The following is a 15,522-nucleotide window of genomic DNA, read 5'->3' on the forward strand; positions in this document are numbered from 1 at the left end:
AGGACTGTATTACGCCAGTGCCGCTTCGCGCAGGCGAGTTTTCAACTTGTTGTACTCGTCAATCACGTACTGCTCGGCGGCGCGCTGATCGGAGATCGGCTCGACGCGCACGGCGCAGTATTTGTATTCCGGCGTTTTCGTAATCGGGCTTAAGCTTTCGGTAACCAGCTCGTTACAGGCACCAATCCACCACTGGTAGGTCATGTAAATCGCCCCTTTGTTCGGACGATCGCTGACCTGCGCACGGGTGATAATTTTGCCTTTACGCGAGTGCACTCAAACCAATGCCTCATCTTCAATACCCAGACGTTTGGCGTCTTCGGTATTGATTTGTGCGTAGCCAGGTTCATCAGCCAGCGCCGCCAGTGCCGCACAGTTACCGGTCATCGAACGGCAAGAGTAGTGACCAACTTCACGCACCGTTGACAGTACCATCGGGTACTCGTCGGTGAGTTTGTCGATTGGCGCTACCCAGTCGCAGGTGAAGAACTGCGCCAGACCGTTCGGGGTATCAAACTTCTCTTTAAACAGATAAGAAGTCCCCTGATCGGCATCTGAAGTATCGCGGCAAGGCCACTGAATGAAGCCCAGTTCGCCCATTTTCTCGTAAGTCGCACCGTAGAAATCCGGGCACAGATGACGCAACTCATCCCAGATCTCCTGGGTGTTGTTGTAGTGCATCGGATAACCCATACGGGTGGCGATTTCACTGATGATTTGCCAGTCCGTTTTCAGATCCCATTTCGGTTCAACTGCTTTGAAGAAACGCTGGAAGCCACGGTCAGCCGCAGTAAACACGCCTTCATGCTCGCCCCACGACGTTGACGGCAAAATGACATCCGCCGCCGACGCGGTTTTGGTTATAAAGATGTCCTGAACGATGACCAGTTCCAGATCTTCAAAGGCTTTACGTACTGCCGACAGCTCCGCATCAGTTTGCAGCGGATCTTCGCCCATAATGTACGCGGCACGCACTTCGCCATGCGCTGCGCGGTGCGGCAGCTCGCTGATGCGATAGCCGGTATGAGCAGGCAGGCTTTCCACGCCCCAGGCTTTGGCGAATTTTTCGCGGTTAGCCGGATCTTTCACGTACTGGTATCCCGGATACGTATCCGGCAGCGCGCCCATATCGCAGGCACCCTGCACGTTGTTCTGACCACGAACCGGGTTTACACCCGCATGCGGCTTACCGAGGTTACTGGTCAGCATCGCGAGGCTGGTCAGAGAACGCACGGTTTCCACGCCCTGGTAGAACTGGGTTACACCCATGCCCCACAGGATGGCGGCGCTTTTCGCCTGGGCATACATCCGTGCCGCCTGACGAATCTCACTGGCGCTGACACCGGTGATATCTTCAACCGACTCCGGCGTGTAGCCTTCAACGATTTTACGATACTCTTCAAAGCCTTCTGTACGGGAAGCGACGAACGCTTTGTCGTACAGATTTTCTTCAATAATGACATGGCCCATCGCATTCAACAGCGCGATGTTCGAGCCGTTTTTCAGTGCAATGTGCATGTCAGCAATGCGCGCGGTTTCAATTTTGCGCGGATCGCAGACGATAATTTTCGCCCCGTTACGTTTAGCGTTAATTACGTGATTCGCCACGATTGGGTGGGAATCCGCCGGGTTGTACCCGAAAACGAACACTAAATCGGTATTATCAATTTCGTTAATAGCATTGCTCATTGCGCCATTACCGACCGATTGGTGCAGACCTGCAACCGATGGGCCGTGTCAGACACGAGCGCAGCAGTCAACGTTATTGGTACCAATAACGGCGCGCGCAAATTTTTGCATTACATAGTTGGTTTCGTTACCCGTACCACGCGAGGAGCCGGTCGTCTGGATGGCATCCGGACCGTACTTCTCTTTGATGGCGCTCAGGCGCTCGGCAACGTAATTCAGTGCCTCATCTCAGGAAACAGGTTCGAGTTTGCCGCCACGCTGGCGACGGATCATGGGGGTTTTCAGGCGCGGGGTCAGGATCTGGGTATCGTTAATGAAATCCCAGCCATAATAACCCTTCAGACACAGGGTACCCTGGTTGGTTTTCCCCTGCGCTGCCTCCGCCCGGACGATTTTGCCGTTATCGACGACCAGGTTGATTTTGCAACCTGATGCGCAATAGGGGCAAACCGTGACGACTTTTTTCATCGGTCTCGCTCCAGTTAATCAAATCACGCATACGCGCTCTCGACTACAGTATGCATCTTTTATGCCACATTTTATTTGGGGTCATTCCCTGATATTACGGGCACTATTTATTCAAAACTCTGACGAAAAACAGGCTGTCGTCAGTTTTGACGTGACGAAACGAAATACCGCGTGACAGCCATCACGCGGCAGACATTTTATTTTTTCTCGACGACGGGAGCCGCCTGATACCCGCCGCCCAGCGATTTCATCAACTGAATGCTTTGGATCACCCGGCGGCTGTCCAGCATCAGTAATGACATCTCTTCGGCAAGTACTGGCAACCGGGCTTCAGTGGCCTGTAAGCGGCTGGTTAAGCCGCGCTGATAGGCGGCCTCGGCAGCGCGCTGGGTGAAGCGCGTTGCTTCCACGTGTTCAGCCTGCATTTCTCGCTCGTCGTTGAGCGTTTGCAGACGCGTGCCGTTGACGGCAACGTCACGCACCGCGTTCAGTACTGACTGGTTGTAACGTTCAATCATCATGTTGCTGGCGGCGCGCGTGCCTTCGAGATTGGCATTCAACCGTCCACCGTCAAACAGCGGCAATTTCAGACCCGGGATGAAGTTGAACTGGCGACTGGTTTTTTTGAATAAGGTATCCAGGTGGATGGCATCAAGGCCGAAAAACGCTTTGATATCAAAGCTCGGATAGAACAACGCCCGCGCGGAATCCACCTGATCTAATGACGCCTGAACATACCAGCGCATGGCTTGCAGATCCGGGCGTCTGGCGAGCAACTCATAAGAGAGTGTCGCCGGAATGCCGGTCTGGACTCGTGGTAATGCCACAGGTTTGATCTCCGGCATATCGCTGGCTCCCGCGCCAATCAATGCGCGCAGAGATTCTCTCGTTTCGGTGATTTGCCCTTTGACGGCAGCAATTTGTTTATCGACCGCCAGAATCTGTGCCCGCGCGCCGTGGAAAGGCACTTGTGCTTCCAGACCGTGCGCCACTTTACTTTGGTGCGCTTTCACCGCGTAATCAATCACATCGCGAGTTTGTTCTAACAGATCGAGCATCTGATAGCTGGCCTGCATACTGTAATAAAGCTGCGCTACGCCCGTGGTCAGCGATAGCTCTACTGCTGCGGTTTCTGCCAGCGCGGCATTATGCGCGCCAATGGCGGCGGCAACCGCTGAGCGATGCACACCCCACAAATCAAGATCCAGTCCGGCAAACAAACCTACTGTGGCTTCCGTATAGTACGGCCCGTCCATCCCCAGTGCGGGCGCATCCATCGCATAAGGGCTTAAAAAGCCGTTCGCCGAGACACGTTGGCGGTTAAGCATCCCTAACGCTGCCACCTGCAACTGTGAACCGGCATCTAACAAATCGGCCTGCGATTGCGCTTTTTCTTCCCGCAGTTTCGCTTCGGCGAGGGTGTGTGAACCACTTAGCGTCCGTTGGATCAGGGCATCCAACTGCGGGTCATTGAGTTGTTTCCACCACTGCGCCTGCGGCCAGCCGGAGCTGGCAAGATGAATATCATCGGCCAGTTTGATTTGTTCCGGTTTGAGCTGTTGATGAGGCGCAGAATCCTTACGTACCAGGGCACAGCCGGAAATCAGCGTCGTGCTGCCGAGAATGCTGCACAACAGCAGACGTGAAAGTTGACGATTGATCATTGCGTGGCTCCTTGTGCCTGTTCCGTGGCGGGCGTTAATGCCGGGGCTGTCCAGTCTGGCAAGCGGGCGAAAAGCTGGCAGACGTGTTGCTCCTGTTTTAATAAGGTGGGCAGGATGGCCTGCGAGGTGGGTGTCTCTTCAAGCGTTATTTGAGGAGAACGGCTGAGTGCGGTTGCCAGACCGGCAGCGTATTTCTCCAGGGCGTCGGCAAACTGACCTGCTCTGTCCGGCTGTAGTGCGTTATCCAGCGCCTGCGCCGAATTCCAGGTGGCATCCCAGGCGTGAAGGATATCGCGGCCCTGACGAATAACCGTTTGCGAACGTTCAATCAGTAAGGCGCGTTCTTCGCTGTCCAGTTGACGCTCCAGCGCCACGCGTTGGCACATCTCTTCACAGGCATTAAACGCCGCATGCAGACCGATACGAATTTGCAGATAAGTGCGCAGAGCCGTGACTTCCTGCTGGCGTGGGATCCGCATTACTTTACTTAACATACCCAGCGCGCCAGCCAGTTTTTGCGGCAGCGTGCGCGCTTCACTTTCAGGCCAGACAAAGGTGTAAATCATCGCGGACACCACGGTACCAATGATGATACCCAGGGCGCGATCGCGAATTTCCACCAGGTCGTACACTGGGCCAAAAACGTTTTCGAGCGTGGCGAGCGCGAAGGTGACCACCATCTGTGTGCCGATATAAGAAGAGCGTTCAGAGCTGGTGGCAATCCATGCGCCCAACAGGAAAATCGGTGCCAGCACAAACAGCAATTCGACAATATTGTCCAGCCAGGGCATGACCAGTAGCGTGAATAACAGCGCCAGAATCGCGCCGCAAAAGGCCCCGCCAAAACGCAGCACCATCTTCTGGTACGACGAACCGACATTTGGATTAGCGACGATCACGCAGGTCAGCATACAGGTGTGAATGCCTTCCCAGTCCACGCCGCTGTAAAAGGTGTAACAGATCAAACAGGCGAGCAATGTTTTTACCGCGTAGCGTATATAGTCTGGATTGGTAAAAGCATCGGCGACCATTGATGGCGGTTTGGCGGCGGGCGTTGGCGGCGTATTCGGGTTCATCTGGCCCAGTTGTAACAACGTCTGGCAGATATTCTCCAGGTTACATTCCCGTGCCGCCACCGCTTCACTTTCACTGAGCCGCCAGTCGCTTTGCCAGCACTGACCTTCAGCAACGGCATGCTGCAGCTTGTTGATTTCTGAGGCTAATTTTTGCCGAAATTCAATAATTGCCTGAGAATCAGCAAAAGAGGTGGGATCGTAGCGATTCAGCGTCGAGTAAATGTAGGTTACCGTTGCCACGCAGCTTTGCCACCATGCGCTTTGAGTTCGCCAGTTGGCATCGTCCGCGAGACAAAAGACATTCAGTTTTTGCAGCGCCAGCGCCTCTCTTTCAATCCGCGTTTCGGGTAGCGGTGCGAGGCTGTCCGTCAGGTGGCTAATGGCATCATCAAGCCGATCATTAAGCGCTTGATGCATTTGCGTAATGGCACGATTGGGAAACCACAGCACGCCGATTAACGTCATCAGCAAGGTTGGATAGAGGCCAACAACGATACACCACAGCGTTAAGCGCACGACTACTTCCGGATAGTCGAGCATGGCGGGGAAGGTTTGCCCGTAAATGGCGACAGCGAAAAAGACCAGTCCCAGCCGATGGGTGCGCATCAAAAACATGCAGCCCATCAGGATCGGCCCGGCGATGATCAATCGGATCAACGGTTCGCCGTATGACCATTTGTAGATCAAAAACAGGCTGCCGATCTCCAGCACCGTGGCAACCACAAACAAGATCGCCACAAATTTGGTGTAAAACGCGTTCGACTGAATACCGTAAAACAGCACTGCCAGCGATAACGCCACAAAAGGGATCTCAAAAGTCATCGAGATCAGAATCACCAGCAGGCAGCCTACCCAGAGTTGCACGATCTGCGGCACGCGGCCGGGTCGCCGCTCGCTTAACTCTTCATGAAAGAACGCCAGCAGCCTGACCACCGGTAATGGCAGGGAGTTGAGCGCGCTCATTATTGCGGCTCAAGATTAGCGACTGCCGAAGCGCCGATGCGGAACATTTCCGGGTCAGGTTTATCGACCATGATTTTGACCGGAAAACGCTGGGCAACGCGGACCCAGTTAATAGAACGAGACACTTTTGGCAGGCCGCCCAGCACCAGGCCGCCGTCATCCGGTAGCACGCCGTAGCCAATCGAATCCACTTTACCCTCGAAGGTTTTGCCGCTGTCACTCATCAGGCGAATCGTTGCGGGTGTACCTGAGCGAATATTTTTCAGATCGGTTTCGCGGAAGTTGGCGATCACGTACCAGTGACGAGTGTCGATGAGGGTAAAAATAGGGCGCATGGCAGAAGCAAATTGCCCGACGGAGGTTTTGAGGGAAATGATCCGGCCATCAAATGGCGCGCGAACGGTCGTCATTTCCAGATGTAGTTTGGTCAGGGCAATATCCGCTTCGACCGCCGCACGTTGCGCCACCAGCGCATCGACGCCGCTGACGGCGCTGGCGGCTGACTGCGCCTGTAACAATACGGCATTAAGATCCGCTTCTGCGGCGCGCTGCGCCGTTCTTGCACGGTCAACGTCTTCTGCTGAGACAAAACCCTCTTTCAGTAATGGCTCGGTGCGGCGTAATGTATCTGTGGCCTGTTTCGCGGCGGCACGGGCTTTTTCTACCGTGGCATTAACCGAGTCGGCACCAAACTGTTGGGCGTCAACGCTACGCTGGGTGAGCATAATTTGCTTATCCAGCGCCGCGAGGGAGGCTTCGGCTTTCGCCAGGTTGGCTTCGTACGGGCGCGGGTCGATGCGGAACAGCAAATCGCCCTGTTTCACCGCCTGGTTGTCGGTGACCGCCAGTTCTACAATGCGACCGCTGACTTCCGGCACCACATCAATGGTATCTGCTGACGCGTAAGCGTCATTAGTTGATGGCGCACTGTCTACGCGCCAGATAACGAAAACAAGGGCAACCAGCGCCAACGCAACCACTAACAGAGCAGGGAATTTACTGCGAGGTGCTTTTTTCGGCGTACTTTCCATGAGCGCGTCTCAAATAGATTAGAAAAATGCCAGCCAGAACAGCATGGCGTAGAGAGCAAAAAGGGCGGTATAAATAATTCCGACAAATGCCAGATTGATATTTGCCCGCTGGGTAATGCTGCCAACTTACTGATTTAGTGTATGATGGTGATTTTAAGGTGCTTGCGTGGCTTCCATTTCCATCAGATGTCCTTCCTGCTCCGCTACTGAAGGCGTGGTGCGTAACGGCAAAAGCACTGCCGGACATCAGCGCTATCTCTGCTCTCATTGCCGTAAAACATGGCAACTACAGTTCACTTACACCGCCTCTCAGCCCGGTACGCACCAGAAAATCATTGATATGGCCATGAATGGCGTCGGATGTCGCGCCAGTGCACGCATTATGGGCGTTGGCCTCAACACGGTTTTACGTCACTTAAAAAACTCAGGCCGCAGTCGGTAACCTCGCGCATACAACCGGGCAGTGATGTGATTGTCTGCGCTGAAATGGACGAACATTGGGGCTACGTCGGTGCTAAATCACGTCAGCGCTGGCTGTTTTACGCGTATGACAGGATACGGAGGACGGTTGTGGCGCACGTCTTCGGTGAACGCACTCTGGCCACACTGGAGCGTCTTCTGAGCCTGCTGTCGGCCTTTGAGGTCGTGGTATGGATGACGGATGGCTGGCCGCTGTATGAATCACGCCTGAAGGGAAAGCTGCACGTTATCAGCAAGCGTTACACTCAGCGCATTGAGCGACATAATCTGAATCTGAGACAACATCTGGCAAGGCTGGGACGGAAGTCACTGTCGTTCTCAAAATCGGTGGAGCTGCATGACAAGGTCATCGGGCATTATCTGAACATAAAACACTATCAGTAAGTTGGAGTCATTACCTGAAAAAACAAATATTGATGGGAAGCCTCCATAACGGAGGCTTCTTTTTTATGGCTGGCAGATGCTTTAATCATCCACCTTAAAACAATATAACCTATTGTTTTAATGACAAATCAGAACGGAATGTCATCATCAAAGTCCATCGGCGGCTCGTTAGACGGCGCTGCCGGAGCGGACTGCTGCGGGCGAGACTGCGCGCCGCCGCTGAACTGATTGCCACCCTGCGGCTGCTGAGGCTGACCCCAACCGCCCTGCGGCTGACCACCACCGATATTGCCACCTGCCGGAGCGCCACCACCCTGACGACCACCCAGCATCTGCATGGTGCCGCCAACGTTCACCACGACTTCTGTGGTGTAGCGATCCTGACCGGATTGATCGGTCCATTTACGGGTACGCAGCTGACCTTCGATATAAACCTGAGAACCTTTACGCAGATATTCGCTCGCCACTTCTGCCAGTTTGCCGAACAGCACAACGCGGTGCCATTCAGTCTGTTCTTTCATCTCGCCGGTCGCTTTATCACGCCAGGATTCGGAAGTAGCCAGCGTAATGTTGGCAACTGCGCCACCATTTGGCATGTAGCGTACTTCCGGGTCCTGACCCAGATTACCAACGAGAATAACCTTGTTTACGCCTCTGCTGGCCATGTTCGTGTCTCCTGAAAAAAATCGTTCTGAATAAGTGTAAACGCGCGATTGTACCATTACCAATAGCGCTTTTACTATGTTGTGACCTCGGTTCCGGGAAACAAACCTGGCCAGACATTGTTACACAACACTCCGGATAATGCATTCCAATACTGTATATTCATTCAGGTCAATTTGTGTCATAATTAACCGTTTGTGATCGCCGGTAGCACCATGCCACCGGGCAAAAAAGCGTTTAATCCGGGAAAGGTGAATGGATAAGATCGAAGTTCGGGGCGCCCGCACCCATAATCTCAAAAACATCAACCTCGTTATCCCCCGCGACAAGCTCATTGTCGTGACCGGGCTTTCGGGTTCTGGCAAATCCTCGCTCGCTTTCGACACCTTATATGCCGAAGGGCAGCGCCGTTACGTTGAATCCCTTTCCGCCTACGCGCGGCAGTTTCTGTCACTGATGGAAAAGCCGGACGTCGATCATATTGAGGGGCTTTCTCCTGCCATCTCAATTGAGCAGAAATCGACGTCTCATAACCCGCGTTCTACGGTGGGGACAATCACCGAAATCCACGACTATTTGCGTTTGTTGTTCGCCCGCGTCGGCGAACCGCGCTGTCCGGACCACGACGTCCCGCTGGCGGCGCAAACCGTCAGCCAGATGGTGGATAACGTGCTGTCGCAGCCGGAAGGCAAGCGTCTGATGCTGCTCGCGCCAATCATTAAAGAGCGCAAAGGCGAACACACCAAAACGCTGGAGAACCTGGCAAGCCAGGGTTACATCCGTGCTCGTATTGATGGCGAAGTCTGCGATCTTTCCGATCCGCCGAAACTGGAACTGCAAAAGAAACATACCATTGAAGTGGTGGTTGATCGCTTCAAGGTGCGTGACGATCTTACCCAACGTCTTGCGGAGTCGTTTGAAACCGCGCTGGAACTTTCCGGTGGTACAGCGGTAGTGGCGGATATGGACGACCCGAAAGCGGAAGAGCTGCTGTTCTCCGCCAACTTCGCCTGCCCAATTTGCGGCTACAGTATGCGTGAACTGGAGCCGCGACTGTTTTCGTTTAACAACCCGGCAGGTGCCTGCCCGACCTGTGACGGCCTTGGCGTACAGCAATATTTCGATCCTGACCGCGTGATCCAAAACCCCGAGCTGTCACTGGCTGGCGGTGCGATCCGTGGCTGGGATCGCCGCAACTTCTATTACTTCCAGATGCTGAAATCGCTGGCAGATCACTATAAGTTCGACGTCGAAGCGCCGTGGGGCAGCCTGAGCGCGAACGTGCATAAAGTGGTGTTGTACGGTTCTGGCAAAGAAAACATTGAATTCAAATACATGAACGATCGTGGCGATACCTCCATCCGTCGTCATCCGTTCGAAGGCGTGCTGCACAATATGGAGCGCCGTTATAAAGAGACAGAATCCAGTGCGGTACGTGAAGAATTAGCCAAGTTTATCAGCAATCGCCCATGCGCCAGCTGCGAAGGGACGCGTCTGCGTCGGGAAGCGCGCCACGTTTATGTCGAGAATACGCCGCTGCCTGCTATCTCCGACATGAGCATCGGTCATGCGATGGAATTCTTCAACAATCTCAAACTCGCTGGTCAGCGGGCGAAGATTGCGGAAAAAATTCTTAAAGAGATCGGCGATCGCCTGAAATTCCTCGTAAACGTCGGCCTGAATTACCTGACACTTTCCCGCTCGGCAGAAACACTTTCCGGCGGTGAAGCCCAGCGTATCCGTCTGGCGAGCCAGATTGGTGCGGGCCTGGTTGGCGTTATGTACGTGCTGGACGAGCCGTCTATCGGCCTGCACCAGCGCGATAACGAGCGCCTGTTGGGTACGCTTATCCATCTGCGCGATCTCGGTAATACCGTGATTGTGGTGGAGCATGACGAAGACGCAATTCGCGCCGCTGACCATGTGATCGATATCGGTCCTGGTGCGGGTGTTCACGGCGGTGAAGTGGTCGCAGAAGGTCCGCTGGAAGCGATTATGGCGGTGCCTGAATCGTTGACCGGGCAGTACATGAGCGGTAAACGCAAGATTGAAGTGCCGAAGAAACGCGTTCCGGCGAATCCAGAAAAAGTGCTGAAGCTGACAGGCGCACGCGGCAACAACCTGAAGGACGTGACGCTCACGCTGCCAGTCGGTCTGTTTACCTGCATCACAGGGGTTTCAGGTTCCGGTAAATCGACGCTGATTAACGACACACTGTTCCCGATTGCCCAACGCCAGTTGAATGGTGCGACCATCGCCGAACCGGCACCGTATCGCGATATTCAGGGACTGGAGCATTTCGATAAAGTGATCGATATCGACCAAAGCCCAATTGGTCGTACTCCACGTTCTAACCCGGCGACCTATACCGGCGTGTTTACGCCTGTGCGCGAACTGTTTGCGGGCGTACCGGAATCCCGTGCGCGTGGTTATACGCCAGGACGTTTCAGCTTTAACGTCCGTGGCGGGCGCTGCGAAGCCTGTCAGGGCGACGGTGTGATCAAAGTGGAGATGCACTTCCTGCCGGATATCTACGTGCCGTGCGATCAGTGCAAAGGTAAACGCTATAACCGTGAAACGCTGGAAATTAAGTACAAAGGCAAAACCATCCACGAAGTGCTGGATATGACCATCGAAGAGGCGCGTGAGTTCTTTGATGCGGTGCCAGCTCTGGCGCGTAAGCTGCAAACGTTGATGGACGTTGGTCTGACGTACATTCGCCTGGGGCAGTCCGCAACCACACTTTCTGGTGGTGAAGCCCAGCGCGTGAAGCTGGCGCGTGAGCTGTCAAAACGCGGCACCGGGCAGACGCTGTATATTCTCGACGAGCCGACCACCGGTCTGCACTTCGCCGATATTCAGCAACTCCTCGACGTGCTGCATAAACTGCGCGATCAGGGCAATACCATTGTGGTGATTGAGCACAATCTCGACGTGATCAAAACCGCTGACTGGATTGTCGACCTGGGACCAGAAGGCGGCAGTGGCGGCGGCGAAATCCTCGTCTCCGGTACGCCAGAAACCGTCGCGGAGTGCGAAGCTTCGCATACGGCACGCTTCCTCAAGCCGATGCTGTAATCGTTAAGGCCGCTTTCTGAGCGGCCTTTTCCTTTCAGAGTTGTACCAGCAATTTACGCTTTTCTTCCGGTAGTAAATTCACTGCCTGCTGATAAGACGCATCCACCAGATAATAGATTTGCGAATCCGGCAGCGAACCGTCGAGATACACGGTGCTCCAGTGCGCTTTATTCAGATGGCGGCTAGGACGCACATCGCTGTGCTGCTGACGTAGCAGCTCCGCCAGCTCCGGGCTGGTTTTCAGCGAAACAGCTGGGCGATTTTCTACTTCTTTCACCATCGCAAACAGTACATCTTCCACTTTGATCTGCGTCGCTTTCCAGTCGTTATGCACGCTCTGTTCTGCGCTTGGTTTTGCCATGCAATATTGTAGCAACTCCGAAATGGTCATTTTTTACTCCCCTTGTAGTGTCGCGATGATGCGACGCGATCCGCCGTGGATGCGATGTTCCCCCAGCCAGATGCCTTGCCAAGTGCCGGTCTGAATACGCCCTTTATGTACCGGCAATACAAGCGATGTTCCCAGCATTGAGGATTTGATATGAGAAGGCATATCGTCTGCTCCCTCATAGTCATGCTCATAATTTCCGTTGTCGGGAACGGTGCGGAGGAAAAAACACTCCATGTCGTGGCGTACGGTGGGATCGCAGTTCTCATTAAGTGTCAGAGAGGCGGAGGTATGTTGCAGCAACAGATGCAGTAAGCCGATGTTAACGCGCGGCATATCAGCCAGCTGATTCAGAATTTCATCCGTTACCAGATGAAACCCACGAGATTTGGCGCTAAGCGTGAGCGTCTTTTGATACCACATGTGCTGCTCCTTGATAAAACTCTCTTAATCAGTTTGCAGCAAGACAGCGAAAGGATAAAGGTGTGATTAAAAAAACAGCATTCGGGAGAGCATCACTCTCTCCCGCTCTGTCAGTATTCTGAATTGACGATCACCTCTTCACCAAACGCACCCGCTTGTGGCAAGGGTTTGTAGGTAGAGTTGGAGGCGCGCAGAATGCGGATACCACGAGCGCCGACATCGCGTGCGGCGGTAATATCGTTATCGGAATCGCCATAAAAAATTCGGATATTTTTATCCTGCAGCCATTGCGATTTTGTATTTTGCCCTGGTTTATCGCCCGCAAAGATTACCGGATTCATGTTGGTGGCAGGAATATGAAAATTATCCGCCAGCGTTTTTGAAACCGTTTCTGTTTTCGTCGGGCTACGACCAGTCACAAAGAAGATCGCGTCACCGCGGCGTACATGCATATCAATCAGCTGGCGAGCGACCTCTTTTGGAATGCTGAATTCATCCCAGCCATTATTCATTTTTTCCCAGAACACAGGATTTTTCAGATAATCTTCGCTTTCTGGCGAGAAGGTTTTTTTGCCGCGCCAGAACCCCGGACTGGAAAAAAGTACCGTGTCATCGATATCAAACCCCACCGCCATTGGCGGACGCCCTGCGAGGCTATTTTCAATTTGTGCGACCGAAACCCAATGAATTGGTGCCTGTTCAGCAAGCCTGGCAACGTTAGTCCCAGGGTTAAGCGGTGAAGGAGATGAGGCCAGGGCAACAGCGGAACTGTTTAGAGCGAACAATAAGCAAACGGCACTGATTGCCTGTGTGATCTTGCGCATATTTTTCCCTAAATAGTCAGTATGTTGAAACTTTTTATTGTGAGATTTGTTGCAAAAACCATCTGACCATAACGCCAGCTGCCGGGGAAAGGAAGGATTATCTGCGGTTTTTGTGATGAAAAGCAGGATGATTATATTTAACCCAGTAAATACGTTCCTGTCTTTTTTTGTATAAAAAATGTTTATTACTCGATGTAAGGATACATTAATTTTACGTTTATTATGATGAATCCTCGGCAAATGAGCGAAATTTGATAGAACATTTATCTGCTGTACGATTTAATGAACTTAATGATACAGCATTACAAAAACAATCGAAGTTTATAAAGATGATTTCTGATTGACCAGCCCCCTACCCTACAATGGTGATTAATTTTATTACTCGCGATGGAGATGATGATATGAATATATCATATGTGAATAGCAACAAAACGACATCTTTATCTGTTGAGCTAGATGCACTAAATAATAAAGATATCTCTTATGCCAAAGATTTCTTTTTATACATAGAAACACAGTTAAAAATTGCAAAAGATTTTTGTAGACCTGGAGAAGAAGTATCAAGTTCTATTGCAAGTAAAGTTTTTCACGCATTTATTGATTTAGTTAACAAAATCAGGGGTAAGAAAGACTTTATGTATATTTGCACGCTTTGCTGTTTTGCCGAGGAGGTTAAAGGTGATTATTCTCATTACAGGACCTTTTTATTTGATATTGGTAATCAATATAAGGTTAAACTTACACAAAGCGGAAAAAAGAGTTCTCTTTAACATTAGAATTTAACGATACTATAATTGAATCTCAGAAAGTCACAGGCAATAAGGCAAAGCATATTCTTGAGGATATAGAAATATTCTATCGTAACAAACCCGATACTTATTATTAAATTTAATAATGGTTAGATGTGCAGAAATTATTACTCCACACGAAAAAATAGGGAAAGGAATTCCAGATAATTGGGATAAACTTAACAATAAAAGAACTGACAACGTTTTATTATCTCTCACGTAGAACAACGGCATCAAAAAAATCATCTACAAAGAAATAGTGAAAGCGACGACAGTTTAATTTCACTGCAGGCTGGGTAACTCCAGCCTGCTTTCCTGCATTACATCACCGCAGCAAACGCCTTTGCCACACGTTGTACATTTGCCGTATTTAACCCGGCGACACACATGCGACCGCTGGCGATGAGATAGACACCAAATTCTTCACGTAGTCGGTCAACCTGAGCGGCACTTAAACCGGTATAACTGAACATGCCGCGCTGATTAAGCAGATAATCGAAATTGCGTTCTGGCATCTCTGTGCTTAATACCTTCACCAATTCCTGACGCATTGCCAGAATGCGAGTACGCATCTCTTCTACTTCCGCCAGCCAGCTGGCTTTCAATGCCTCGTCATTCAGCACTGCAGCCACCACCTGCGCACCAAAATTCGGCGGGCTGGAGTAGTTGCGGCGAACTGTTGCTTTCAATTGCCCCAGTACGCGGCCAGCGGCTTCGGCATCTTCACACAGAACAGAAAGTCCGCCGACGCGCTCGCCGTAAAGGGAGAAAATTTTCGAGAACGAATTGCTCACCAGAGCGGGTAATCCAGCACTGGCAATGGCGCGAATAGCGTAGGCATCCTCTTCCATACCGGCACTAAATCCTTGATAGGCAATATCGAGGAATGGGATAAGCTCGCGGGCTTTGAGAATTTCAATCACCGCATCCCACTGATCATTAGTGAGATCGGCACCCGTTGGGTTGTGGCAACATGGATGCAGCAACACAATACTGCGGGCAGGTAATGTTTTCAGCGTCGCCAACAGGTCATTAAAGCGCACGCTGTTAGTCACTTCGTCATACCAGGGGTAAGTACTCACTTCGAATCCAGCCCCGGCGAATATTGCTACGTGGTTTTCCCAAGTAGGATCGCTGACCCAGACGCCTGATTCCGGGAAGTAGCGTTTCAGGAAATCCGCGCCCACTTTCAATGCCCCTGAGCCGCCAAGGGTTTGAATGGTTGCTACGCGCTGTTGTTGCAGTACCGGATGGTCCGCACCAAACAGCAGCGGCGCAATGGCATGGCGATAGCTGTTAAGCCCTTCCATCGGTAAATAAAGCGAAGCGCCATGGGGCTGCGCATTCAGGCGCGCTTCCGCCTCCGCCACGGCTTTCAATTGTGGAATAATTCCGTCTTCGTTGTAGTACAGACCGATACTTAAATTCACTTTGTCGCTGCGAGGGTCTTCTTTAAAACGCTCCATAAGCGTAAGAATCGGGTCGCCAGCGTAGGCGTCAACTTTTTGAAACACGCGATGGTTCTCCAGGTTTACGGGCAGGTGGTTAAAACACAATAAACCGGAAGAAGGCGAAGATCGAGTGGATGTTCAGGAGCGAACGG

The 15,522-nt window shown here is 52.1% G+C and carries 12 protein-coding genes, 1 pseudogene and 2 other annotated features; of the genes and pseudogenes, 3 read left to right on the forward strand and 10 right to left on the reverse strand.

The features are described from left to right. Positions 1-9 precede the first annotated feature (9 nt). Positions 10-2,157: a sequence feature (Similar to Escherichia coli K12 selenopolypeptide subunit of formate dehydrogenase H gi: 3868721 (716 aa). BLAST with identity of 98% in 716 aa. This CDS contains an in-frame stop codon. The sequence has been checked and is believed to be correct.), on the reverse strand. From fdhF to SF4143, 5 genes and pseudogenes are all read right to left on the reverse strand, one after another. Beyond that, a pseudogene (fdhF, locus tag SF4139) lies at positions 10-2,157 on the reverse strand. (Overlaps the previous feature by 2,148 nt.) Positions 2,158-2,354: 197 nt before the next feature. Further along, complete coding sequence (gene yjcP / locus SF4140; RefSeq protein ID NP_709855.1) at positions 2,355-3,821, reverse strand: outer membrane efflux protein MdtP; 1,467 nt, start codon at positions 3,819-3,821, stop codon at positions 2,355-2,357. Next, positions 3,818-5,719 carry a hypothetical protein gene (yjcQ, locus tag SF4141; protein ID NP_709856.4) on the reverse strand — a complete coding sequence of 634 codons (1,902 nt, stop codon included), beginning with the start codon at positions 5,717-5,719 and terminating at the stop codon, positions 3,818-3,820. Before yjcQ ends, yjcP begins: the two co-directional genes overlap by 4 nt. A gap of 140 nt (positions 5,720-5,859) precedes the next feature. Continuing rightward, a complete protein-coding gene (gene yjcR / locus SF4142) occupies positions 5,860-6,891 on the reverse strand; it encodes a multidrug resistance protein MdtN (RefSeq protein NP_709857.2) in 1,032 nt (343 codons plus the stop codon). Further along, positions 6,857-7,177, reverse strand: coding sequence for an IS1 encoded protein (locus tag SF4143; protein ID NP_709858.1), 321 nt, complete (start codon positions 7,175-7,177; stop codon positions 6,857-6,859). Before SF4143 ends, yjcR begins: the two co-directional genes overlap by 35 nt. Further along, positions 7,003-7,770, forward strand: a mobile genetic element. It overlaps the preceding gene by 175 nt. On the opposite strand from SF4143, the gene insB reads away from it, so the two are divergent. Next, a complete protein-coding gene (gene insB / locus SF4144; RefSeq protein NP_709859.1) occupies positions 7,252-7,755 on the forward strand; it encodes an insertion element IS1 protein InsB in 504 nt (167 codons plus the stop codon). Its footprint overlaps the feature before it by 504 nt. Positions 7,771-7,883: 113 nt before the next feature. On the opposite strand, the gene ssb is transcribed toward insB, so the two are convergent. Beyond that, on the reverse strand, positions 7,884-8,420 hold the full coding sequence (ssb, locus tag SF4145) for a single-stranded DNA-binding protein (RefSeq protein NP_709860.2): 537 nt from the start codon (positions 8,418-8,420) through the stop codon (positions 7,884-7,886). Between the two features lie 253 nt (positions 8,421-8,673). Here ssb and uvrA point away from each other — a divergent pair, with 253 nt between their 5' ends. Beyond that, positions 8,674-11,496, forward strand: coding sequence for an excinuclease ABC subunit A (uvrA, locus tag SF4146; protein NP_709861.1), 2,823 nt, complete (start codon positions 8,674-8,676; stop codon positions 11,494-11,496). A 34-nt stretch (positions 11,497-11,530) separates the two neighbouring features. Here the strand turns inward: uvrA and yjbR are convergent, their stop codons facing one another. The 3 genes from yjbR to aphA all read right to left on the reverse strand — a co-directional run bounded on the left by yjbR (position 11,531) and on the right by aphA (position 13,131). Next, positions 11,531-11,887: a hypothetical protein gene (gene yjbR / locus SF4147; protein NP_709862.1), complete on the reverse strand. Its 357-nt coding sequence runs from the start codon at positions 11,885-11,887 to the stop codon at positions 11,531-11,533. Between the two features lie 3 nt (positions 11,888-11,890). After that, positions 11,891-12,307 (reverse strand): hypothetical protein, encoded by a 417-nt coding sequence (gene yjbQ, locus SF4148; protein NP_709863.1) that lies wholly within the window; start codon positions 12,305-12,307, stop codon positions 11,891-11,893. A 110-nt stretch (positions 12,308-12,417) separates the two neighbouring features. Next, the gene (aphA, locus tag SF4149) at positions 12,418-13,131 is read right to left on the reverse strand and encodes an acid phosphatase AphA (protein ID NP_709864.2); all 714 of its coding nucleotides are present in this window, start codon (positions 13,129-13,131) and stop codon (positions 12,418-12,420) included. Positions 13,132-13,493: 362 nt separating this feature from the next. On the opposite strand from aphA, the gene SF4150 reads away from it, so the two are divergent. After that, a complete protein-coding gene (locus SF4150; RefSeq protein NP_709865.1) occupies positions 13,494-13,901 on the forward strand; it encodes a hypothetical protein in 408 nt (135 codons plus the stop codon). Between the two features lie 338 nt (positions 13,902-14,239). Here the strand turns inward: SF4150 and tyrB are convergent, their stop codons facing one another. Next, positions 14,240-15,433 (reverse strand): aromatic amino acid aminotransferase, encoded by a 1,194-nt coding sequence (tyrB, locus tag SF4151; protein NP_709866.2) that lies wholly within the window; start codon positions 15,431-15,433, stop codon positions 14,240-14,242. Positions 15,434-15,522 lie beyond the last annotated feature (89 nt).

The organism is Shigella flexneri 2a str. 301, assembly GCF_000006925.2.
In the GTDB taxonomy this organism is placed as follows: Bacteria; Pseudomonadota; Gammaproteobacteria; order Enterobacterales; family Enterobacteriaceae; genus ECMA0423.

What these genes read in the sequence shown, in the direction of transcription:
- aphA (NP_709864.2), bottom strand. Translation starts at nt 13,131, where the DNA reads ATGCGCAAGATCACACAGGCAATCAGTGCCGTTTGCTTATTGTTCGCT.
- uvrA (NP_709861.1), top strand. Translation starts at nt 8,674, where the DNA reads ATGGATAAGATCGAAGTTCGGGGCGCCCGCACCCATAATCTCAAAAAC.
- yjbQ (NP_709863.1), bottom strand. Translation starts at nt 12,307, where the DNA reads ATGTGGTATCAAAAGACGCTCACGCTTAGCGCCAAATCTCGTGGGTTT.
- SF4150 (NP_709865.1), top strand. Translation starts at nt 13,494, where the DNA reads ATGGTGATTAATTTTATTACTCGCGATGGAGATGATGATATGAATATA.
- yjcQ (NP_709856.4), bottom strand. Translation starts at nt 5,719, where the DNA reads ATGACTTTTGAGATCCCTTTTGTGGCGTTATCGCTGGCAGTGCTGTTT.
- insB (NP_709859.1), top strand. Translation starts at nt 7,252, where the DNA reads ATGTCGCGCCAGTGCACGCATTATGGGCGTTGGCCTCAACACGGTTTT.
- ssb (NP_709860.2), bottom strand. Translation starts at nt 8,420, where the DNA reads ATGGCCAGCAGAGGCGTAAACAAGGTTATTCTCGTTGGTAATCTGGGT.
- yjcR (NP_709857.2), bottom strand. Translation starts at nt 6,891, where the DNA reads ATGGAAAGTACGCCGAAAAAAGCACCTCGCAGTAAATTCCCTGCTCTG.
- yjcP (NP_709855.1), bottom strand. Translation starts at nt 3,821, where the DNA reads ATGATCAATCGTCAACTTTCACGTCTGCTGTTGTGCAGCATTCTCGGC.
- yjbR (NP_709862.1), bottom strand. Translation starts at nt 11,887, where the DNA reads ATGACCATTTCGGAGTTGCTACAATATTGCATGGCAAAACCAAGCGCA.